General features: G+C 44.1%; 16 protein-coding genes. 15 read left to right on the forward strand and 1 reads right to left on the reverse strand.

The window, feature by feature from the left end; translation table 11 throughout:
• Positions 1 to 6 precede the first annotated feature (6 nt).
• The 14 genes from MHB84_RS26840 to MHB84_RS26905 all read left to right on the forward strand — a co-directional run bounded on the left by MHB84_RS26840 (position 7) and on the right by MHB84_RS26905 (position 20,564).
• Positions 7 to 3,060 (forward strand): glycosyl hydrolase, encoded by a 3,054-nt coding sequence (locus MHB84_RS26840; protein ID WP_076291347.1) that lies wholly within the window; start codon positions 7 to 9, stop codon positions 3,058 to 3,060.
• Positions 3,061 to 3,169: 109 nt separating this feature from the next.
• Entirely contained in the window at positions 3,170 to 5,290 is a 2,121-nt protein-coding gene (locus MHB84_RS26845) for a galactose-binding domain-containing protein (protein WP_076291346.1), read from the forward strand.
• Positions 5,291 to 5,698: 408 nt separating this feature from the next.
• Positions 5,699 to 6,625 (forward strand): GNAT family N-acetyltransferase, encoded by a 927-nt coding sequence (locus tag MHB84_RS26850; RefSeq protein WP_076291345.1) that lies wholly within the window; start codon positions 5,699 to 5,701, stop codon positions 6,623 to 6,625.
• A gap of 347 nt (positions 6,626 to 6,972) precedes the next feature.
• Entirely contained in the window at positions 6,973 to 7,743 is a 771-nt protein-coding gene (gene bglS / locus MHB84_RS26855; protein WP_076291344.1) for a beta-glucanase, read from the forward strand.
• Between the two features lie 291 nt (positions 7,744 to 8,034).
• Entirely contained in the window at positions 8,035 to 8,913 is an 879-nt protein-coding gene (locus MHB84_RS26860) for an AraC family transcriptional regulator (RefSeq protein WP_076291343.1), read from the forward strand.
• Positions 8,914 to 9,046: 133 nt separating this feature from the next.
• Positions 9,047 to 10,000 (forward strand): ABC transporter permease, encoded by a 954-nt coding sequence (locus MHB84_RS26865; RefSeq protein ID WP_076291342.1) that lies wholly within the window; start codon positions 9,047 to 9,049, stop codon positions 9,998 to 10,000.
• A gap of 22 nt (positions 10,001 to 10,022) precedes the next feature.
• Complete coding sequence (locus tag MHB84_RS26870; protein ID WP_063563722.1) at positions 10,023 to 10,916, forward strand: carbohydrate ABC transporter permease; 894 nt, start codon at positions 10,023 to 10,025, stop codon at positions 10,914 to 10,916.
• A gap of 72 nt (positions 10,917 to 10,988) precedes the next feature.
• Positions 10,989 to 12,632: an extracellular solute-binding protein gene (locus MHB84_RS26875; RefSeq protein WP_076291341.1), complete on the forward strand. Its 1,644-nt coding sequence runs from the start codon at positions 10,989 to 10,991 to the stop codon at positions 12,630 to 12,632.
• 108 nt (positions 12,633 to 12,740) lie between these two features.
• The gene (locus tag MHB84_RS26880) at positions 12,741 to 13,733 is read left to right on the forward strand and encodes an N-acetylglucosamine kinase (protein WP_076291340.1); all 993 of its coding nucleotides are present in this window, start codon (positions 12,741 to 12,743) and stop codon (positions 13,731 to 13,733) included.
• Positions 13,718 to 15,025, forward strand: a complete 1,308-nt coding sequence (locus tag MHB84_RS26885) for a 6-phospho-beta-glucosidase (protein ID WP_076291339.1) — start codon at positions 13,718 to 13,720, stop codon at positions 15,023 to 15,025. The genes MHB84_RS26880 and MHB84_RS26885 overlap by 16 nt, the downstream gene beginning before the upstream one ends.
• A 679-nt stretch (positions 15,026 to 15,704) precedes the next feature.
• On the forward strand, positions 15,705 to 15,821 hold the full coding sequence (locus tag MHB84_RS26890; protein WP_246317937.1) for a hypothetical protein: 117 nt from the start codon (positions 15,705 to 15,707) through the stop codon (positions 15,819 to 15,821).
• 340 nt (positions 15,822 to 16,161) lie between these two features.
• Positions 16,162 to 16,863, forward strand: coding sequence for a response regulator transcription factor (locus MHB84_RS26895; RefSeq protein ID WP_076291338.1), 702 nt, complete (start codon positions 16,162 to 16,164; stop codon positions 16,861 to 16,863).
• 89 nt (positions 16,864 to 16,952) lie between these two features.
• Positions 16,953 to 18,299 (forward strand): sensor histidine kinase, encoded by a 1,347-nt coding sequence (locus MHB84_RS26900; RefSeq protein ID WP_175381076.1) that lies wholly within the window; start codon positions 16,953 to 16,955, stop codon positions 18,297 to 18,299.
• A 225-nt stretch (positions 18,300 to 18,524) separates the two neighbouring features.
• Positions 18,525 to 20,564: a subtype B tannase gene (locus MHB84_RS26905; protein ID WP_076291336.1), complete on the forward strand. Its 2,040-nt coding sequence runs from the start codon at positions 18,525 to 18,527 to the stop codon at positions 20,562 to 20,564.
• Positions 20,565 to 20,710: 146 nt separating this feature from the next.
• Here MHB84_RS26905 and MHB84_RS26910 read toward each other — a convergent pair whose 3' ends face one another.
• Complete coding sequence (locus MHB84_RS26910; RefSeq protein ID WP_256716907.1) at positions 20,711 to 22,189, reverse strand: MFS transporter; 1,479 nt, start codon at positions 22,187 to 22,189, stop codon at positions 20,711 to 20,713.
• A 143-nt stretch (positions 22,190 to 22,332) separates the two neighbouring features.
• On the opposite strand from MHB84_RS26910, the gene MHB84_RS26915 reads away from it, so the two are divergent.
• Positions 22,333 to 22,755, forward strand: a complete 423-nt coding sequence (locus tag MHB84_RS26915) for a MarR family winged helix-turn-helix transcriptional regulator (protein WP_076291335.1) — start codon at positions 22,333 to 22,335, stop codon at positions 22,753 to 22,755.
• The last annotated feature ends 653 nt before the right edge of the window (positions 22,756 to 23,408 follow it).

Genomic DNA, 23,408 nt, shown 5'->3' on the forward strand with positions numbered 1-23,408 from the left:
GAGACAATGACCATATGGAATCTCTTTCAACATCCTCCTGCTGATTATCGTACAGTGCCGTTCTGGTCCTGGAATGACGATCTGGATAAAAATGAACTTGAACGGCAGATCGAAGAGATGCATAAAGCTGGAATCGGCGGCTTTTTCATACATGCTCGCGGCGGGCTTACTGTACCTTATATGGGAAAAGAGTGGATGGAGCTCATACGGATCTGTATCAAGAAAAGTCAGGAGCTCGGGATGGAAACATGGCTGTATGATGAGAATGGTTGGCCTAGCGGTTTCGCTGATGGAAAGGTGCCTGCACTTGGGGTGGCTTATCAACAGAAGCGATTGGCTTATGAATGGGCTCCATTTAGCCGAGGCAATAAAGTTACGATTGCCTCCTATGTCCAGTCGGAGGAAGAACTGCACCTACTTACCGCTGCAGATACACGTAATCCTGACTTCCGAGTTTATTATGAGTTGAACCCTTATTATATCGACACGTTAAGCAAAAAGGCTGTAGCTGCGTTCATTGATTCAACCTATAAGGCCTACTGGTCGGAGTTCGGTGATCAATTCGGCTCTGCGGTAAAAGGAATATTCACGGACGAACCGCAATTTGGACGCGGAGATCTTCCATGGTCGCTAGAACTCGAAGATGCTTTTCAGGACCAGCACGGGTATACGCTACGTAAGGTACTCCCAGCTCTATTCTTGGAAACCAAGGACTGTCGCAGGGTCAGATACGATTATTGGTCATGTGTTACCACATTGTTTACTGAGTCTTACGCGAAGCAAATTGGAGAGTGGTGTGAGCAAAAGGGGTGGTCAGCAACTGGCCATGTTGTGGACGAGCAAACCTTGATGGGTCAAGCAACTTCAGTGGGAGATCCATTGCTCTTCTACGAATATCTGCAAATCCCCGGTTGTGATTGGCTTGGACGTTCTGTGAGTGAAGATCCGATTGTTCCAAAGCAAGTTAGCTCTGTTGTTCGCCAGTTGGGCAAAAAGCAAGCCATCACGGAGAGTTACGGCTGTTCCGGGTGGAATGTCAGCTTTCAGGATTTAAAGCGAATTGGGGAATGGCAATTTGTTCATGGATTGAATCTAATGTGCCAACACTTGCAAGCTTACTCGCTAAGGGGACTTCGTAAACGGGATTATCCACCATCCTTGTTTTACCAGCAGCCTTGGTGGAGGTACTATTCTCACTTTAATGATTACTTTGCCCGTTTATCCATGCTCCTTGTGGAAGGTACACGGCAGGCTGAGGTATTACTGCTTCATCCAATCCGAACTGCTTGGGTGGAACTGGAGGGTTCTAACTCATCAGGGGTTGAGCAATATCATGAATCGTTTGCTCAGCTGTCTCGCTGGTTGTGCCAATCGTTTATTGAGCATGATTATGGAAGCGAGGGAATTATTGAACGTCATGGCAAAGTAGAGGGGAATCTTTTTGTTGTAGGAGAGTCGGGGTATAAAGTCGTTGTCGTTCCGCCGAGTGTGTCCTTAAGTGAGATGACGTTGAAATTGCTCAACCAGTTTGTATTGCAAGGAGGGAGCTTAGTCGTATTCGAACCTGCTCCGTTCCTCATCAATGGTCAACCAAGTGAAGAAATCAGTCGTTTAGTGAACACTGCAGTGAGTCCCGATTGGAATCGCAGTGCCTTGGTAGAATCTGTTTCCAGAACTGTTTCTCCATCAATCTCTATCATTGACAAGGAAGGACTCCCTATCGCTTCGGACATGGTCAATATCCAGACACTTAAAGTAGAAGATTCCTTTCTCTATTATCTAGTGAATTCCGGAGATAAGTGTTATCCAGATGTAGAGGTGACTCTCCCTCGAAAGGGCACACTGTCCCTAATTGATTTGGAAAGTGGTGATATTAGGCCACTTAACTATACGGGGGCAGGTAACGGTGTCAAATTGAAAATGACTCTGTACCCTACACAATCCTATGTCATCAGACTAGTTCCGAAGAAAGATCAACTGGAACCGGATGTGGTAACTCTACTCCAAACAGACAATATAACTAATACCATTCAGGAACTAAATGAGTTATGGGAAATTGATCATATCGATCACAATAGCTTGACGATGGATACTTGCAGGTACAGGCTGGAGAATGGTGACTGGTCGGAGCCTAAGCCTATTATTTTTATTCAGGAAGAACTGCTTCAAATAGGATATCCAGTTAAAGTCGAATTGGAATTCGAATTTCAGATCGCCTTTGATCCTACGATTGTGCGGGAAATGCATCTGGTGATGGAAAATCCGGAGAAAGCACAAATTTTAATTAATGAAAGAAAGATATCATCTCATAGCTGTGATTGGTGGAGAGATGTATCCTTCAAGAAGATTGATCTAAGTGGTTTCCTTGAGCATGGTCGAAATACCATCAGGTTAACATTGGATTTCTGGAACTCCCCCGAAACATATGCAGCTATGGAACGTGCTCAACGTTTTGAGTCTGAAGGGAATAAGCTGACATTCGATACGGAGCTTGAAAGCGTGTATCTAGTTGGAGATTTTGCAGTGAAATCGGAATCTCCTTATAAAAATGGCGAGCATGGCGTCATGTATACAGATGGTCCATTTGTACTTGAAGAACTTCCTCATCAATTTGTACTGACAACTGATCTTGGCTGCCAGGGCTTACCGTTTTTTGCAGGCAGTATTCGCCTGATGCAGACGGTTGCAATAAAACAGGAAGACAGCGCTTTATGGTTTTGGCAGTTCGGCACACCTCCAGAAGCGATTGTCACAAGGTTATCAATTAACGGACAAGAAGTTCGCAATTTTCTATGGGAACCCTATGAAGCAGAAATTTCAGAATATCTCCAACAAGGAGAAAATCTGATTGAGCTGGAGTTGACCAGCAGTTGTAGAAACTTGCTTGGGCCTCACCATCATGTGAAAGGGGAACCTATGAAGGTTGGCCCAGACAGTTTTAAAAATAAAGTCGGTTGGACGGATAGAGACCTAGACCCAAATATCAATTTGTATCAATCTCATTACGCTTTTGTTCGTCTTGGACTAAGTACTTTACCACGAATAGTTAGGATGACATGAAGGCAAGAAGATAGTGGTGGGTTTGAGATTTATAAAAGAACATATCTTGTTAATCAATGATTCCTCATAATTTGAAAGGGTTTTCAAAAAAATGAAGGAGGCAAATGTGATGACAATGATTAGAAAATTCCTATACTCTACTTTGGGGTTGATGCTAGCTGCTACCATTTTTACACTTACTTCGAATGCACAATCTGGACTCATTACTCCTGAAGGAACTCAATTAGCACCAGCAACAATACACACTTATCAACCATCAGTGCGCTATACCAACTCGGCTAACTATACGCTGAAAGCGAACGGGGTTGTTGTACCAGTTGTCAAGGGATTCAGTGACTATGACTATGCACACTTTTCCATGTCGGAAGGGCCTGTTACGTATGAATTAACGATTTTAAATACCGATAAAGTACATGGATACTCCATAAGTCCAAAAAAGCTCGGTATACAAGCTGAAAAGGTAGAGGGAAAAACGATTACTTTCACAACCCAATCTGACGAATACCTGATCGTGACGATGAATAATCGTCAAACACGCATGGTCATCGCTGCGGATCCGATGGAGACTGATGTTCCCGCTTCAAGTGGGAACGGCATTTTTAATGTTACAGCGGCACCTTATCATGTGGTGTCCTCAGGCACACCAGGATCCGGAGTATCCACAAGAACGGCTGCAATTCAGCAAGCGATTGACGATGCAAGCCAGTACGGTACTCTTCAAGGAGATGGTAGACAAGGTATAGTCTATATACCGGCAGGAAGCTATTATATTGGCAATCTGGTATTAAAAAGTAATACAGCAGTCTATATGGAGCCTGGAGCAACATTCATTGGTACAGGTAAAACAGTTGATTATAAGGAGTACTGGTTTAAGGATTCCATGGGTAGGCCAGCTACCTGGTGGATCTCAACTGCTTTCCAATCCGAAAATATCCGGATATATGGAAGAGGGACACTCGATGGCAACGGGCAAGCCTTGCACGATGATAAGACTACCAATGGTAAAGGAATGATCAATAATCTGATTGTCCCTATCGCCACTTCCAATTTTGTTATGGATGGTATCCTTATCAGGGAATCCTCCGGCTGGGCCGTTGTCACGGTTCGCTCTAACGATCTAACTTTCACAAATTTAAAATTGTTCAACAGTCTGGGAATGGGAGAGAATGACGGTATTGATATTTGCGAATCCCAGGATGTAGTTGTACAAAATGCGATCGGTATTTCCTTGGATGATCCATTTTCTACGAAAGCCTGGAAAGAAGACACTGACATTGCTTCAGGTAAAGTACCTTGGCCGGGAAATCCAGAACCGGTTCAAAACGTGTTATTTGAGGATACGATAGCGTGGACAATATGCTATGGTTACAAGATTGGTCAAGGCGTCATGCAGGATCAATCTAATATTGTATTCAGAAACGGAGTCGTTTATAAAGCCGCAGTGGGCTTCGCTATCCATCATAAATACGGTACCGGAGTCGTCAGTGATGTGAGGTTTGAATCGATGGATGTCGAGGACATCAGTGGAAGTAACGAAGACAATAGTGCCTGGATGACCCTTTTCACGGTTAATGGTGGCAACCATGGAGTGGGACCCATTCAAGGAGTCACAGTGAAAAATATTACGATGCGTGACGCAGGGGAAAGCTTTGCCAAGATTAAAGGAGTGGAAGGAGCCATGATCACAGATCTGCTGTTTGAGAATGTCTATATGCCTGGTAGCAGTACCCCTGCGCGTACGCTTCATGAAATGAATTTTCTAAATAAAGAGTATTACAGCAGAGTAACGATTAAGCCGGTTCAGAATAATGAGCCGCTTCCCTTAACTAATTTGGCACTTCATCGACCAGCGGTAGCTTCATCCAATGACGGGATTGAGAACACAGCACCCTATGTGACTGACGGTAACTTAACAACCCGCTTTGGTTCAAAGCGCGGAGTGGACCCAGGATGGATTTATGTGGATCTCGGGGAAACCAAAAAGATCAATGAAGTCAGGTTATACTGGGAGGCTGCTTACGGTAAAAGTTATCGCATACAGGTAGCTGACGCTCCAACCCAAGAGGCAAATTGGAGAGACGTTTATAGCACCACAAACGGCAAAGGTGGTCTAGAGAAGATTACTTTTAACGAAGTGGAAGCACGTTATGTCCGTATGTATGGAACCGCTCGGGCAACAAATTATGGGTATTCAATTTGGGAATTCGAGGTATACGGACCGGCACTATAATGCGAGTAGATAGAAAAAAGATATCTTTAAGTGCGGCCGTTTCCCGGTAATCCACCGGGGAAGGGTCGTTTAGTTTTTTTCTGAAATCGATAATCGATATTGGTCATGTGTAGGTAATCCCACGCTGTGAATGACCGCGATCCTACACGAAGTTGAACTCATGAAGGGCATCTTGGAATTGGAACGAAATTGAACGCAGCTATTATTATGGTGTTTAATGTCCACCTTTGTCAGTCAGATTGAAAAGCAGAATCAATTAAGATACTCTTGGATTGGAAAGGTCTAGTTGTTCGATTCGACCATGGCTCCCTTACTTTTCATTGTCGAGCTATTAAATTGGAATGCATATAGGTTGGGCGAAAATACGAAAATGATCATATTAAACGAAGTAAAGAGAGGTTCGTACTTATGACAGTGACGTTTAGAAAACTAAGTGAGCTATCGATGGAGGAAAATGTACGTATTTGGAATCTAGGATTCGAGGGCTATTTTATACAGATGGTCATGACGATTGATGCTTTGATGACCAGGATCGTTAACGAAGGACTTTCCTTGGAGAATTCACTTGCTATTTATGTGGATGGTGAACCTGCAGGGTTTGTCATGAATGGATTTCGTGACGTAGCTGGAAAGAAAGTGGCATGGAACGGTGGGACAGGTATTGCAACTGCGTTTAGAGGACAGGGCATTGGCAGAACGCTCATGTTAAGAAATCTAGAGTTGTACCGAGAACAAGGCGTGGAACTTGCTATACTTGAAGCGCTGACCCAGAATGAGAGTGCGATCAAGCTATATCAGTATGTGGGGTATGAAATTACGGATCGATTAATGATTTTACAACATACGGGTACAATAGATCCCCAATTACTGAAGCGATCTTTTGCGCATTCCTTTTCTATCACCAAAGGATTGCCCCGTGATGTATATGCGCTAGACTTCTATCGAGGTTTATCTGCTTGGCAGACACAATGGCCTAGCATGAAGGAGGGTGAATCTATAATCATTAGACAAGATGGCGAGCCTTTATGCTATGCATTGTATAAGCGAACATTTGATCAAGAGGGTAAGTTGGTAACCATTTCACTCTATCAATGTGAGGTCCTTCCTGGGCGGGAAGATGCAGAGGAGATTTATAAGCTTGCTCTCAGTGAACTGTTTGCCCCGTTAGACTATGTTTGCAGACGAGGGACATCTAACCTGCGTAAATCCAATCAACCTCTGAACGATCTATTGATAAAATTAGGTTTTACAACAAATGTTGAGCAAGTGCTCATGATGCGAAATATGAATTTTAATGAGATAAAAGAGAAACAGATAGATAATAGTAATATTTAATGACAAATTTTTTAAGCATTCGTTGAAATCATGATTCAAGAAATAAAGCAACACACATCATTAAGCTAAAGGGAAACGATAGCGCAAAAAAACAAGAAGACAGTCGATCACGATCGGCTGTCTTCTTGTTTAACTAACCGACAGGAGAGTTCATTGGCAATAGCGTCACTATAGCGAAAAACCGTTAAATAGTGCAGTTTAATCATTGAAATGATTGAGATTTACTACATTTTTACATGTAGTATGAAGATGATTCAGAGTGGAATTATTCATTCCGGAATCACAGAAATGCTTAACTTGTCGTGCTTATGTTTTCTTAATTACATTCCAAGGAAGAGGTGTTGTTCATGAAAAAGTTAATGGATTTTAGAAAGAAAATGTCGGCCGTGTTAATGGCAAGTGGCCTGATATTCGCGATGCTGTTACCCATTCAAGCGTCGGCGGCAGACATTGCTTTTAACGAACCTTTAAACGGAGTGAATCCTAATTTGTTTTATACCTCAGATGGATGGGCTAATGGTCCTGATTTCGGAGTGGGCTGGAAGGCGTTTAACCAGGAATTCGTGAATGGAATTATGGCTTTGCGACTTGACAATGCAGGGTGTCCCGCCAGTTGCTCGGGGAAAAATTATGCTTCCGCTGAATATTCGACCCATGTAAAGTATGGCTATGGCCGGGTTGAAGCGCGTTTAAAAGCGGCTTCAGGAGTCGGTCTCGTCACAAGCCTCTTCACGTATTCCGGGCAAGGAACAGGTACATCCAATGACGAAATCGACATTGAAATTTTGGGCAAAGACACGACGAAGATGGAAACTAATTATTTTACGAATGGTGTAGGCCAGCATAGCACGATTATCAATCTGGGGTTTGATGCCTCGCTCGATTTTCATAATTATGCGTTCGAATGGTCGCCATCATTCATTAAGTGGTATGTAGACGGTAAACTGGTCCACACGGAGAATGGATCTCGTGGAACACTTCCGACCAGTCCTGGCTATATTATGGTTAATCTATGGTCGGGCTCGGGACCGGCTGAAATATGGACAGGAAAATTCAATTACCCAGGTATGCCGGTGCGTGCCTATTTTGATTGGATCAAATTTAAACCGGCTAACTGACGTTTGACAGATGGATTTTTTAACTGAATTTACAAATAAGATGAAATAATCCTAATGTAACTCTTTACGATACAAGCAGAAGTTGAAGTCCAGAGAGTTAGAAGTGATAAGGTTTATCAGAAGGACATTAAAGAGTTTACTCTGTAGTGAACTTTTAAAACGCTGTCCCGGGAGTAGTGGCTCTTGGGATAGCTTTTTTATTTACAAAAATGGAATATAGATGGTAGAGTTTTTTACAAGATATGTATTTGTTAGCGCTTACAATAAAATACGTTGTGGGGGGAGTTATGAATGCCATCTATTTTGAGGGAAGAAGTGGTTCCGAAGGAAAAGGTAAAAATGAATAAGAAATATCCAGTTTATATCGGCGACACGATTGGTGTGACTGTCCATTATCAAAAGCTTCATTGGCATAATGTTCTTGAGATTAATTATATCAAATCCGGCACGGGCTACTACATCATCAACGGTCAAAAATTTGATTTCCAGCAAGGAGATGTGCTGCTTATCAATTCGAATGATCTTCACTGCGCTTACGAAACGAAGGATCTTGTCATGACTGTCATTACGTTCGATTCGACCTGGTTTATTCATAATCTCCGATTCGATCCGGAGCTATTCAGCCCGTTCCGCGACATAGACAAACATTACACGAATCTGATCCACCATGATCATCCGGCCATGGACAGGCTGCGGTCACTTCTTCTTGAACTCCAATTGGAGCATGAGAGGGAGCAGCGTTCCTACACTACCGTTGTATATTCGCTTATACTCCAGTTTCTGACTATAGTAAATCGGGAGTGTCGAATAGAGGGGATTTGCGGTAGTCAACACCTTATCAGTGAGAGGCAGTATGAGAAAATACGTCAGGTGATTATGGTTATGGAACAAAACTTCGCCCATCCATGGACGCTGGAGGAGCTGGCCTCTCTTGTCTATCTCAGTCCTTCAAGGTTCAGCGAAATATTCAAACGTGCGGTCGGCATGCCTCCGATGCTGTACTTGATCCATATTCGACTGGAGCAAGCGGTCATGATGCTGGAGGGAGGTCATATGAAAATAATGGATATTGCCCTGGAATGTGGATTCCGCACGTTGACCAACTTTAATCGACTGTTTAAAAAGCACATCGGCATGACGCCGAAGACTTCACAAAAGCAAAATCCTTAGAAAACAATAATATAGTGCTATATTTTACTGATATTAGCAGAGAAATGAACTGGGTCAGGAGATACAATGAAGTGGCAAGCATCTCATGGTTATGTCAATAAATCTAACACTAAATTAAAAAAGGGGGATGCCAATGCCGCAAGTGGAAATCAGCAGCAAAACGAAGCCGCTTGCTAAGAAAAGTCACCTGCACCGCTTTCTGAAGCAATGGGATATTCAACTTATGGTGCTTCCGGCCATGATGTTTATCCTGATCTTCAGCTACATTCCCATGTACGGAGTGCTGATGGCGTTTCAGGACTACAGTTTATTCAAAGGGTTTCTGAACAGTCCATGGGTAGGCTTCAAACATTTTGACGCGTTTTTCGGGACGCCGGAGTTTTGGACCATTATGCGGAATACTCTCGTCATTGGCATGCTTAAACTGTGCATCGGATTTCCGGCCCCCATCCTGCTCGCGGTGATGCTTAATGAAGTAGGGAAACATTCTTTCAAAAGAATTGTTCAAACGATCAGCTATTTGCCTCACTTTTTGTCGTGGGTCATCGTATCGGGCTTTGTGATCTCCATCTTGTCTACGGACAACGGCAGCCTAAACATACTGCTGCAGAAGCTGAGTCTTATCGATGAGCCGATTAACTTTCTGTCGGAGCCAAAGTACTTTTGGAGTATTTTGACCGTAACGAATGTGTGGAAGGAGATTGGTTTCTCCTCCATTGTGTATTTGGCGGCAATTGCGGGCATCAATCCCCAACTGTATGAAGCGGCTTCGATTGATGGTGCGAGCCGTCTGAAGCAGATTTTTTCCATCACTATTCCGTCCATTATGCCAATTATCGTTGTGTTTTCTATTCTGGCTATCGGTAATTTCCTAAATGCAGGATTTGAGGACATATTGCTGCTGGGAGGCAATCCGGTTTTGCGAGATGTCAGCGACGTGCTGGACACCTATGTATATCGAATTGGCATTCAGAACAGCCGATACTCCTACGCAACGGCGGCAGGGTTGTTTAAGGCCATCATCAGCGTTGTGTTATTGTCCGGAGCCAACTATTGGGCTCGTCGATCGGGGAACAGCCTTTGGTAGGAGAGAAGGGGGAGAGATACACATGAGGCTGTCGAATGGGGATCGATGGTTTGTTGGCATAATTTACGTCTCATTGGCTTTGTTTACATTTATTGCGTTATATCCGTTCTGGAACGCTGCCGCCATTTCATTTAACTCCGGGACAGATACGATGCAGGGCGGCATTACATTCTGGCCGCGTGAATTCACGCTTGAAAATTATCATGTGGTGTTTAAGGATGAGCGACTGATTGACGGTTTCATCATCTCGGTGCTCCGAACGTTGCTGGGTACACTGCTCTCCATTGTGGCAACAGCCATATTAGCTTATGGCATTTCTAAACGTGAATTGATGGGTCGCAACTTTTATATGGTAACTTGTATCATAACGATGTACTTCAGCGGCGGACTTATACCCAACTACTTGCTCATTCGGGAGCTGGGTCTGATGAACTCTTTTTGGGTTATGGTCATACCAGGCATTATCAGCGTGTGGAATATGATTATATTCCGGACGTTCTTTAAGGGTATCCCGCCCGGGCTTGAGGAGTCCGCCCGTATCGACGGTTCCTCTAACTGGGGGGTATTCATCCGAATCGTACTTCCTTTATCGGGACCGGTCATTGCTACGCTGTCGCTGTTTACGGCAGTGTATCACTGGAATGATTGGTTTGCGCCAAGTATCTACATATCCAACACGGATCTTCTACCCATTCAAACTAAGCTTCAGCAGATACTTAATGCCAATATCATGATGGAACAGATGCAGAACATGGATGCTGCTGCACAGGGCCGGATGAGCGCGATGAAAACCGTAACTACCAAATCGTTGTCTATGTCAACGATGATGGTGGCAACCATTCCGATCCTCTGCGTCTATCCATTCGTACAGAAATATTTTGTGAAGGGCGTATTAATCGGTTCTTTGAAGGAGTAATTCAAGCAAATGCCGGACAAGGCTTTAAGCGTCCGCTTTGACCATAGATGAATCGCGAAGGGAGCACTCATAATGAAAAAAGGGGAAAAGAACCTTCTCTCTGGCTTGTCAGTCACACTTATCATTGTCATGGCTTTAATGGGATGTTCGGGTTCAGGAGGTAATACTGCAAGCCAAGAGAAGAATTCCCCAGTCTCGGGGGATACCTTTGTACTGGGAGAGAAACCGCTGGAGTTCTCATTCTACGGCCATTATGACTGGTACACAATGCCGGATTGGGGTAAAGATGCTGCGACGAAGTGGATCAAAGAGAATAAAAAGATCGACGTCGTGCCGATCAGCTCCGGTGGCGTCGCCAAGAACAAGCTCAGTACCATGATCGTCGCCGGTGAACTGCCGGATGTTATATGGATGGATCGTGGAGCGGATGTCGAAAAGCTCCGTTCTGAGGGGATGTTGGTCCCGTTCGATGATTATCTGAATAAATACCCCAATCTGAAAAAGTGGGCTGGGGAGTCTACACTCCAATTGCTTCGCTCACCTGACGGTAAGCTATATCAGTTCCCTAACTGGTATACGACGCAGCCAAACGGCAACGCAGGATACCTCGTCAATAAGAAGATTTACGAGGAACTCGGCTCGCCGAGCCTGGAAACACCAGAGGATCTGTACGTCTATTTGAAGCAAGTGAAGTCAAAGTATCCAGATGTCGTTCCGCTGGAGGTTGGTCAAACTGCTGCAGGAGTGGACATCATGGTATCTGCGTTTGCAGAAAATCGCCCACATACATTCAACAGTATGATCGCCGTTCCACAAGGGGATCAACTCGTATCGCTGTTCAAGGATCCTGTCTATCGTGAGCTGCTGCAGTATATGAGCCGTCTGTACCGTGAAAAACTTGTCACTCAGGATGCCTTCACACAGAAGCTGGAGCAGGTCGAGCAGAAGGTTATAAACGGCAAAGTAGCCATTTATGTGGCGTCCAGTCCCACCGAGTTTGGCTCCAAGGGCAACAATCTGCTTAAAGCGCAAGACCCGGATGCTGGTTACATCATGGTATGGCCTGTACACAAAGCGGAGTTGGATCGCAACAAGATTTTCCCGGGTGATTATAAACAGCTAGGCTGGAATGTCAGCGTCATTACGAAATCGGCCAAAGATCCAGAGGCCATCTTCGCCTTCCTGGATTGGTTCACAGGTCCCGATGGCCAACGTACGATTATGTGGGGGCCAGAAGGATTATATTGGGATGGAACGGACGAGGAGGATATGCCGTTGTTCACCGACAAATTCACAAGCGATGCTAAAGGTCGTGATGAGTTGATGAACGCAACGGTCAACTTTCAATGGAACGGAAACACGGTCTATGTGGACAATTCTAAGATGAAATTCGAGTCTACCCTTCCGCCAGAGAAGCGGAATTTTGAAACGTACTGGCAATCGGAGATTACGTGGAAGACGCAGATGAACACAACGGAGTTCGCCAATCTGGATCCTGCAAGCGATTCGGAAGAAGGCATTATTGCACAGCGCGTGTTTGAGATCTATGAGCAAGTTAGAGCTAAAGCGATAAGCTCCACGACCTCGGATCAGGAAGTGCTTTCGCTTCTGGATAAGGCTGAGGCGGATGCGCAAAAATCCGGTTATGACAAGTTGTTGAAGTACAAAACAGCGAGATGGCAGGAGAATAAGGCGAAAATGGCAGCAGCGAAATAAAAGTCATGGCTGGAAGCAGTCCTTTCGTTAAGATTTTTTGCGCGAAGCTTTCGCCCGAAAGTCTTGGCTGGCGGCTTCATTAACCGGGCGATATAGGAGAGATCACACTTGAATTATTACTTGGGAGTAGACGGTGGAGGAAGCAAGACATTGGCCGTCGTGGCGGACGAAACGGGACGAATATTAGGCAGGGGAATCAGCGGCTGCGGCAATCATCAGCTTGGTGCTGCCTTTGCAGAGAAAAGTATAACTCAGGCCGTTGATGAGGCTTATGCACAGGCGGGGCTTGGCAAAGAGAATATCACTTACGCTACATTCGGGCTTGCGGGAGCCGATCGTGAGGCGGATTTCCGCATATTACGGCCAATAATAGGCGCAATGGGTTTAAAGAAATATCGTATCGTATGCGATACTGTCATTGCCATGAGAGCCGGTACAAGGCAGACGGATGGGGTCGTCCTTATATGCGGAAGCGGGACGAATGGATATGGTGTTAACGTTGCAGGCGAGGAGGTTCAGATCGGAGGCTTCGGTTATGAATTCGGCGATTTTGGCGGAGGCGGTGAACTGGCCGTCGAGGTGTTTCGGACAGTCATTCGTTCATGGGAAGGTAGGGAGCAGCCAACTACATTGACGTCGCTTACATTGAAGGCGCTTACCTTCGAAACCGTGGAAGAGATGTACCACCGTTTTTTGGACGATGGAAGAAGGGCACCACATACTTTGGCGAAACTGCTGTTTCAGGCTGCGCCTGGGGATGAAGTCGCAAGAAAAATATTGGAGAAGCAAGGTTTGGAACTGGGGAAAGTCGCCAGTGCGGTTATTCATAAACTTGGTATGGGCAATGATTCTTTTGATGTTGTATTGGCTGGCAGCGTGCTAACTCGTGGAGAAGGAGATTATGTGGTTCGGTATATCGAGTCTCAGGTTACTACAGCAGCACCGAAGTGCCGATTGCGAATCTTGGCCCTTGAGCCAGTAGCGGGTGCCATCCTGCTCGCAATGGATGAGAACGGGGTGAAACCAGATTTCACTGTGTATGACCAATTGCACCAAGCACTTGCCGTAAAGGAGAGAAATGTGAAATGGGCACTGGATTAAAGGTCGCTGTTATTGGGGGAGGCTCTTCCTATACCCCTGAGCTGATTGAAGGTTTCATCCGTCATTATGATAGTTTTCCGGTTAAGGATATCGTACTGGTGGATATTCCGGAAGGTCTTCACAAACTCACCGTTGTTGGCGGGCTGGCGAAGCGAATGGTTGAACGAAGCGGACTGCCGATTAGTATTACTTTAACTTTGGATCGCAAGGAAGGACTGCGGGATGCCCATTATGTATCTACACAGATGCGAGTAGGGTTGTTGGAGGCCAGAGCTTGGGACGAAACGATCCCGTTGAAATATGGAATGCTTGGGCAGGAGACGACCGGAGCCGGGGGAATGATGAAGGCCCTGCGTACCATACCTGTACTCTTGGAAATATGCAAGGATATGGAGATGTTATGTCCTGACGCCTGGCTACTTAATTTCACGAATCCTTCCGGAATGGTAACGGAAGCCATCATGAAGCATTCCAGCATACGTTCTATCGGTTTATGCAATTCCCCAATCGCCGCCTACAAGTGGCTGTCTACACTTTATCAGGTGCCTGAGGAACGCATTTTTTGCGAGTTTGTCGGGTTAAATCATCTGCACTGGATCAGTCGGATCGAGATTGATGGAGAGTCCAAGATGGAGGAGTTATTGGACGCAGGGGGGAGCTACTCGGCCAGTAACGTGCCGCAGCTTGCTTGGAACGCTACGCTGATTCGGGCGATTGGCGCTATTCCGTCCTATTATCTGAAATATTATTACCTTCACCGTGAGATGTTGGCGGAGCAGCAGGCTGCCGCAGCCATAGGGGAGACGAGGGCTGAGATGGTCAAGCACCTTGAGGATGAATTATTTGAGATTTACAAGCGTCCAGAGCTAGTGGAGAAACCGAAGCAACTGGAGCAACGTGGAGGTGCCTATTATTCCGAGGCGGCTGTTAATCTGATGAAGGCGATTCATACGGATAGCGGAGAGGTTCTAACGCTGAACGTCATGAACGGCGACACTCTGGACTTTTTGCCAGAGGATTCCAGTATCGAAGTGAACTGCGTTGTGACGAAGAAAGGCGCTGTTTCGGTACCGATTACACGAATACCGGATGCCGCAGTCGGCCTGATTCAAGCGGTGAAGACCTATGAGAGTCTGGCCATTGAAGCGGCGGTTTCGGGAAGTAGGGAGAAAGCACTGCTCGCTCTTAGTTCACATCCGCTGACCGATTCGGTGTGTATCTCAGAAGCGATGCTGAATGAAATGCTGGAGCAGAACCGCAAATATTTGCCGCAGTTCTTCCATGAGAGGTAAGGGAAGTAAGTAATGTAAAGAATATTAATGAACAAGAATATGACTTAACCCTAGGTCAGCTTTAACTTATTAAGATGTCAAGATGTTCATAAATCTCCTTAATTATCAATGTATTGATATTGCAACAGAAAGCATGAATTTGCCTTTAAATTCGTTTAATAAACATAAGAGGGATAGAAATCAGATGATTTCTATCCCTCTTATGTTTCCCAATAACAGTATCTATTCAGATTTAATTTGTAGTTAGACTAACCTGTCATAAGCTACAGCATAATCTTTCTTAAAGAGGTACTTTCTTTTCAGAAAGACAAGCTTGACACGCTAAGTTTTGAACATCCAGCATTGGTGGTTGTCCATACATACGTGCATATTCCCGACTAATCCAAGGATGATCCACAATTCTCCCTTCGCATCTGTTTTCACGAGAAAAGGTCGGTTTTTATTATTGAACGTTTTTAATGTATAGGTTTGATCTGCAGAGGTGCTCTTTGATAAATTTCCGAGCACTTCTGCTAAAATTACTGATTTCCGTTGGTGGGTTGCGTTCACACGGGATGAAATCACAGATGGGTTGTGCTACCGGATATCAGATGAAAAATCTTCAATAAACCTTCCTGAAAGAGTAGCATAAGTTGCTGCTAACAGAAAAATTACGCGTTCACAAATTGCTCTTGCATGGTTGGTTCAAAAGGATGAGGTCACAGCACCAATAATCGGTTCGAACAAAATTAGCCATTTCCAAGATGCGGTTTCAACGTTATCGGTTAAATTAACGCCTGAAGAAATTACAATTTAGAAGAACTTTATATACCGCATCCAGTAGTATAAATTGGATATATATCCTTTACTAAGATATGGTTCTGAATCGGAACAGAGGTGGATGGTTCATTAATCACGAAGTATGCCTTTTCTTTTGGAAGGAACATTATCCACCAGTAGAAGAGGTGAATTACCCAGACTTTGCACGTATCAATGAATTGTCTTTAAAAAAGTTGGATTTACACATAATTACATAATGCAAGTTCTCCCGTTCATTTTCTAATTCGAAATGTATCACTTGACTTTGCAGATATCAAACTAACATGATAAGTAGAGTTATGCATTTGAGATGTTAGTCCCATAATGGAGGAAACAGAATGAGAAAGCCTATTCACATACTTATTTGTGATGACAATTCAACAGTACACGAAACGATTGGCAGTTATTTGACTTCAGAAGGAATGTCATTCACCTCAGCCTATAATGGAAAAGAGGCACTGATATACGCTCGGAACAATCAGCCGGATCTAATCTTATTGGATATTATGATGCCTGAGATATTCGGAACCGATGTATGTAAAGAAATTAGAAAGGAAAGTTCTGTGCCAATTATTATGCTTTCTGCAAGAGGAGATGAGTTGGATCGGATTATTGGACTCGAAATTGGTGCAGATGATTATATTGTGAAGCCTTTCTCACCAAGAGAGGTAGTAGTTCGAATAAAAACGGTTTTACGGAGAGTATTACCTGAGTTAACCGTACTCTCTAAACAAAACAACATTTTTGAATATGAACAGCTCCGAATTGATCTGAACGGATACGAATTGTCTGTCGATGGTCAGCTAATACCAGCAACACCAAAAGAAATTGAAATTTTGTATTTACTTGCTACAAATGCTGGAAAGGTACTAAGTAGGGAACATATCTTATCCAAAGTGTGGGGATACGACTATCTTGGAGATACTCGCGCTGTCGATACGCATGTCAAACGCCTTAGAAAAAAGCTTCCTGAAAACAATAACGGGTGGACTCTGAAATCAATTTATGGAATCGGATATAAATTTGAGGTGCACTCATGAAGCCTTCTTTACTAAAAAGAATGTTTGTTTCAATCGCTTTCATTCTTATATCCGTATTCTTGATTGCATTACTCATTGGAAGGGCATTCTTGGAATCCTATTTTATCGAAAACAAGCTATCGGAACTTCAGCCACAGATGGAAATAATTGCAGATGATATCGGAACTAACGGCTATTCATCTACTCGTTTGTCTGAATTAGGTTTTATTATTAAGGCTTATGATTTGCATTCAAAAGAAATGGATGCTTTTACTGATCAGTCCTCCTTGTCCAGAAAAGAAAGGAAACTAAATCTCCCTTTCACTGAGGAGGATATACAGCAGGCAATCAAACCGTATGTCAGTAAAATTCTTTCAGGTGGTCAAGTCGCAATCATCACAAACCTTGAAGTCTTTGGAGGTGACTCGATTCTCATCGGTCAACCCATCCGTAGTGAAGGCCATTTAATTGGCGGACTCTTTCTAATCAAATTGGTCTCGGACTATTCGAGTGCACAAACCGGATTTTATTTTACGATTATACTCACAGCTAGTTTGGCACTAATCCTGACGCTCTATATTATTTATCGAGTTATCCGTTCCATGATTAATCCGATTCTAGATATGACCTCATCCTCCGAAGCTATGGCTAGAGGAGAGTATGGCGTCCGGGTTCAGGAAACAGGTTATGGTGAACTGGGAGACCTCGCCCGATCTTTGAATATCCTTACCTCCCAATTAGAGCAGAATCACCAGGCTTCCCTTAAACTGGAACAGGTACGCCGTGATTATGTGGCGAATGTGACGCATGAGTTACGAACGCCGCTCGCTTCTATTCGGGCGATGAGTGAAACGTTATGCGATAATATGTTGGTTGACGAAGAGGGCAAGCAGCGATTCTATCACTCTATCCTTCATGAATCATTAAGTCTTCAACGTCTTATCAATGATATGCTCGAACTGTCCAGGTTGCAGTCAGGATCTTCGGCCATCCAAAAAGTGAACACTAGTCCAGCCCAACTTATGGAACGATTAAGTACCCGATTTACCGTTTTGGCTGAAGACATGGATATTCGCTTCACGATAACGGAAAACGCTTATCATATGCCAGATTTTTTCGGACATGAAGATCGAATCGAGCAGGTATTCACGATTCTTTTGGATAATGCTTTTAAGTTCACTGAGCCTGAAGGCAAGGTCACTATCGATGCAAACTGGAATGATACTTGTATCTATCTCTCTGTGACAGATACAGGGATGGGAATCGATATGGAGGATCTTCCTTACGTCTTCGAACGTTTCTATAAGTCAGATAAATCCCATGCAGGACCAGGAACAGGATTAGGATTATCTCTGGCTAAGGAAATTCTAACCCAATTGAATGAATCCATTTCGGTCGAGGCTACAGGGACAGGTACTCGCTTTATTTTCACTTTGCATCGGAGTATCAAAAGTTGAATAGGTGTTTGAGCTTTTGAACAAATACATGAAGTAAATGCTTGTTTAGGTCGGCCTTCCCCAGAAATGGACTGGGGAAAGTCGCCCTATTTTTTTGCAATGAAATTTCAGTTGACTCCTAGCTTCGATATTTTGCCACCCTCACGCCACTTTTTCGCCACATTGTTTTGCTAAATTAGGAAAAGGAAAGTTACCTACCATCTCAAATTCAAAAGGAGAATGTATATGAAAACTAAAAAATGGGTTGCTTCATTGCTTGCTCTTGCTCTGATGAGTATGCCGCTAGTTAGCGTAGCCAGTGCGGCAACAAGTACAGAGAACAAATTGTACAGCTTGGATTTTGACACAACGAATTACACGGAGAAGAGCCTAACTTATAACGGTCAAACGATTAAATACCGTGCATATGAGAAGATCGTATACGTGCAGCGTCCGGTTGACACCCAATATGAAATTATGAATATTTATGTCCCAGAAGAATACTTTGAAGGAGGAACGATTAACAACTACACAGCGGACACGGCCCCTATTTACTTCCCTAATACTGTTGCGGGTTACCTTCCTGGTACACCTGGAAGCCCAGGACAAGGAATGGGAGGGGGAGAAAATGCAATCGTTGCACTCTCCAAAGGTTATGTCGTGGCCGAACCCGGAGCACGAGGTCGTACAACACAAGATGAAGATGGCACATATACAGGAAAAGCGCCTGCCGCTATTGTCGATCTAAAAGCTGCGGTTCGCTATCTGCGTTATAACGACGAAGTTATGCCTGGAGACGCCGAGAAGATTATTTCCGATGGTACCAGTGCTGGAGGTGCAATGTCTGCATTGCTCGGTGCAACAGGCAATGACGCGGATTATGAGCCTTATCTAGAAGAATTGGGTGCAGCCGATGAGCGTGATGATATTTATGCATCAGCCGTATACACGCCAATTACTGACTTGGAGCACGCAGATATGGCTTATGAGTGGCAGTTTAACGGTGTTAATACAGTTACACCAAGAACATTTGGACTCGCTGCAGGACAGGGTGGACCCAAAACATCAGAAGACGGACTGCCTGAACTTTCGGAAGGTGACTCGCCTGAACTCCCAGAGGGTGGATTACCTGAAGGTGGGATGCCTGGAGGAATGGGAGGAAACAGTACCCCCACTAAATTGACCGAAGATGAGATTAAAGTTTCTGACGATCTGAGCGCCATGTTCCCGTCATATTTAAACAGCCTGGGTCTGACAGCACCGGATGGAACGGCATTGACGCTAGGATCCGATGGCAATGGTACTTTTAAGGAATATGTTAAATCCTATGTCATTGCATCGGCTCAAAAAGCATTGGACGAGGGTATTGATCTGTCCGACAAAACTTGGATTACCATTGAAAATGGCACAGTATCGGATATCGATTTCGACCAGTATATTACCTATCTAACAAGAATGAAGTCACCATCTGCCTTTGATGGATTAGATTTGGGTAATGGAGAAAATCAGTTATTTGGAACGGATACCATTGATAATCAGCACTTCACAGAATACGGCATGGAGAATGATACAGCAGGGGGTACAATGGCGGATTCAGAACTTATCAAAATAATGAATCCCCTTAATTATATCGATACCGAAGGAGCGGATACTTCAACATACTGGCGGATTCGTTTCGGTACCAAAGATAGCGATACTTCTCTTGCGGTTTCGACAATTCTCGCAACGACACTGCAAAACAAAGGATACAATGTGGACTTCGCGATGCCTTGGGATGTCACGCATAGCGGTGATTATGACTTGGAGGAGCTGTTTGCATGGGCTGACCAGATTGTTGCAAAGTCCTCGAGTGAGTCTGATGATGATCAATCAAAGACATCTGACAATATCACCGTTAAAGTCAACAATGAGGATGTAGCTGCTTCAACTTATGAGCATGATGGAAGTGTTTATCTGAAGCTAAGAGACTTGGCGATGGCTGTTACTGGGTCAGACAAGCAGTTTGAAATCACTTGGGAGCCGACCAAAAAAACGGTAAACCTGGTTTCAGGCAAATCTTATACGCCAAATGGCGGGGAACTTGCCGGAACAACCTCTTTGGCTTCTGAACAAGTCACGTCAAAAGCATCCACGATTTACTTGGATGGCCAACAAGTTCAATTGACAGCATACATGGTTCAGGGTAATAACTATGTGAAGCTAAGTGAAGCAGCTAACCTATTGAACTTGGATTTGGTGATTGATAGCACTACAAATACCGTAACAATTAACACTGTGGAAAACTAACATTGATATATTTGAAATGAATGAAAAAAGGAAGCCCAAGTAATTGAGGGCTTCCTTTTTTCTGAAATGTTTACTTTTATCCGGATTGCTACGAGGTCAAAAACCTAACATTTGAAAATCATACCATTACTTTTCGATGTATATTATTATCGAGACCGTAAATGTTCACTGCGTAAAGTCCGTTTTGCCGACCATAGCCTCCAACCCGTAAGTACTGCGGCTACTAAGCATATTGAAGCGGAGGTCATGAAGACCACGTGCATGCCTGATAGAAAAAGATCGGGGCGGTCCGGCACAAGTCCTGTAACCCTACGACCAGCCAAGTTGCTCATAACACCAAACAGAGTGGTAGTAGCAACCGTAATTCCCACGACCATGCCCATATTGCGGACGAGCGAGTTAATACTGCCTGCAATTCCGAGTTGGGTTTTGGGGACTTTTGACATTACCAACGAGTTGTTCGGAGATTGAAACAAACCGCTGCCGAGACCGAGCATACCGATCCAACTCCCAACCAGAATAATAGAACTGCCGCTATGGAGTCGAGCAAGTCCGACTTGAGCGATGACCATCACAACGAGTCCTGCGAAAGTGAGCAGTTCGGAACCAATTTTGTCCGATAATGCGCCACTGAGTGGAGCTACGATTACCATGACAATCGGAAACAGCATAAGCAAGAGCCCAGCGTGGGAGGGTGTAAGATTCAAAATACTTTGAGTATAGAACGGTGCGATGATGTTAAAACAAAAGTTGGCCACAAATACCAGAAAGCCGCATAAAATGCTTAAGCTGAACAGCGGATTTTTAAACAGGTCGAGCTTTAGCATGGGTTCTGGATTACGAATCTCAACGAAAAGGAAAATAACAAAAACAATGGCGGAGATGATTAACGCAGCGACGATCCGCATATCCCCATAACCGACCTGCTGCCCGAGCAGTAGACCTGAAAATAAAGCTATGATAAATAAAGGGAATAGCAACCCCCCGGCCTTATCGATACGCACCTTCAGTTTGGTACGATCAGCAGGAAGTACCTTCCACCCAATCGCAATCGCGATCAGTCCAACCGGGATATTTACCAAAAATATGTACTCCCAACCCAGTCCGGATACGATAATACCGCCGAGGCTCGGTCCAGCAATGCTGCCAAGCGAGACAAATGTACCGATCAGCCCCAACGCTTTTCCCCGTTCTGTTGCTGGGAAGATGTCTGTAATGATGCCCTGGCTGTTGGCCATCGTCATCGCTGCGCCCAAGGCTTGGAGTAGTCGTGAACCCAGGAGAAACGGCAGGCTGAAGCTGAGCCCACATAGAAGGGAACCAACCGTGAAAATAATCATACCCCATTTGAACACTTTAATTTTACCAACGATGTCTCCGAGCTTGCCGAAAAAGAGGATCGCTGCACAAATGGTCATCAGGTAAGCGGTGACTATCCACTCCGCTTCAGCGACTGTCAGATCCATCCGCTTCGCGATAACAGGCAGAGCAATATTGACGATACTGCCGTCGAGCGTCGACATAAATGTAAATAAATTCAGGACTATCAGGATGATCCAACGTCTTTTCTGGATTACTGGGTCATCTTGATAAGTAATGAAACGATTCTCGTCTTCCAGTTTCACTAAATAATCACTCCTTACTATCGTCAAAATCAATTAGTTGCATTAGCAACTAATTTGGTTTTGATTATACTTTAAGTTAGTTGCGTACGCAACTTGCATGAGGTAAAATTTTTGGATACAAAAGATCTTAAGGAGGTACTGGATTGAAGAAACCTTCGATTGGCAAAATGTTGTCCTACATTCATCGTATTAACCGAAAAGAATTGGCTAGCATATTAAAACCATTTGATATCGGCGGTGGCGGGCACCACAATTATCTTAAAGCCATCTTGTCGAATCCCGGGCTCAACCAGGACCAGCTCACAAATGAAGTGAAGTTCGATAAAGCGACTACGACCCGTTGCGTCAAGCAGCTAGAGGAGGCGGGATACGTTTACCGTTCGGTGGACTCTCGCGATCGTCGTTCTTACCTGCTTTATCCAACGCAAAAAGCGAAAGATTTCGAACCTGTGCTGAAACGGATTTTGGATGAGTTCAGCCTTCAGATGACGAATTGTTTGTCCGAAAGCGATAAACAGCAGTTTGCGGACCTGCTCAAAAAAATTTACGACAGCAAACAGGGTTAGATGATCAAGGTCATAGCAACTGACGAGGATATTACCGGAAAAGAATGGATCATAATCATGACGGGGTATCTGGAAATTGCCCGAGGAATCGGGATCAGAATCCCTGTAAGACATTAGCAGCCGCGATTTGCCTGATCGTCCTGATCGTACTACTTGTCGCCATGTTCGGCTTGCTTGAACGGGTCTGTACAAAACTGGGTTCAATTCGTTTTACCCAGGTTGGGTATAGTTGAGCCAACAAAACGATTCGCCAATTAATTGCAAAGAGATAACCCAAAATCCACCCACACTAAATCCTAAGAGACTTTGCTTGAGTTGAGCTTCTAGCGACATGCATAATGAAAAGTATCCCTCAATTTCAATAAAACTATTTTATTCTGAGTATCGTATTCAACTTGAAATTCAAACACAACGAATAAATGTTCCAGTATGTTATATTCTTACATTATCCGTCACTTTTAATTCCCTTTACATAGAAGTAGTTAATTCAGATGCATTGTTTTTCTTTGTAAGTAGCTTTTTCCTCAATGTTCGATCATATAAATAAGAAATCTGGGTAGGTGAAAGAAGAGAAATTGTCGTTATATCTCTCCTTCTGAAGAGTTCTCCGGACATGATTATATAATTCATTAGTTACCCTATAAACTTTTGGA

Source organism: Paenibacillus sp. FSL F4-0087 (assembly GCF_038020215.1).
In the GTDB taxonomy this organism is placed as follows: domain Bacteria; phylum Bacillota; class Bacilli; order Paenibacillales; family Paenibacillaceae; genus Paenibacillus; species Paenibacillus taichungensis.

What these genes read in the sequence shown, in the direction of transcription:
- MHB84_RS26840 (WP_076291347.1), top strand. Translation starts at nt 7, where the DNA reads ATGACCATATGGAATCTCTTTCAACATCCTCCTGCTGATTATCGTACA.
- MHB84_RS26845 (WP_076291346.1), top strand. Translation starts at nt 3,170, where the DNA reads ATGACAATGATTAGAAAATTCCTATACTCTACTTTGGGGTTGATGCTA.
- MHB84_RS26850 (WP_076291345.1), top strand. Translation starts at nt 5,699, where the DNA reads ATGACAGTGACGTTTAGAAAACTAAGTGAGCTATCGATGGAGGAAAAT.
- bglS (WP_076291344.1), top strand. Translation starts at nt 6,973, where the DNA reads ATGAAAAAGTTAATGGATTTTAGAAAGAAAATGTCGGCCGTGTTAATG.
- MHB84_RS26860 (WP_076291343.1), top strand. Translation starts at nt 8,035, where the DNA reads ATGCCATCTATTTTGAGGGAAGAAGTGGTTCCGAAGGAAAAGGTAAAA.
- MHB84_RS26865 (WP_076291342.1), top strand. Translation starts at nt 9,047, where the DNA reads ATGCCGCAAGTGGAAATCAGCAGCAAAACGAAGCCGCTTGCTAAGAAA.
- MHB84_RS26870 (WP_063563722.1), top strand. Translation starts at nt 10,023, where the DNA reads ATGAGGCTGTCGAATGGGGATCGATGGTTTGTTGGCATAATTTACGTC.
- MHB84_RS26875 (WP_076291341.1), top strand. Translation starts at nt 10,989, where the DNA reads ATGAAAAAAGGGGAAAAGAACCTTCTCTCTGGCTTGTCAGTCACACTT.
- MHB84_RS26885 (WP_076291339.1), top strand. Translation starts at nt 13,718, where the DNA reads ATGGGCACTGGATTAAAGGTCGCTGTTATTGGGGGAGGCTCTTCCTAT.
- MHB84_RS26895 (WP_076291338.1), top strand. Translation starts at nt 16,162, where the DNA reads ATGAGAAAGCCTATTCACATACTTATTTGTGATGACAATTCAACAGTA.
- MHB84_RS26905 (WP_076291336.1), top strand. Translation starts at nt 18,525, where the DNA reads ATGAAAACTAAAAAATGGGTTGCTTCATTGCTTGCTCTTGCTCTGATG.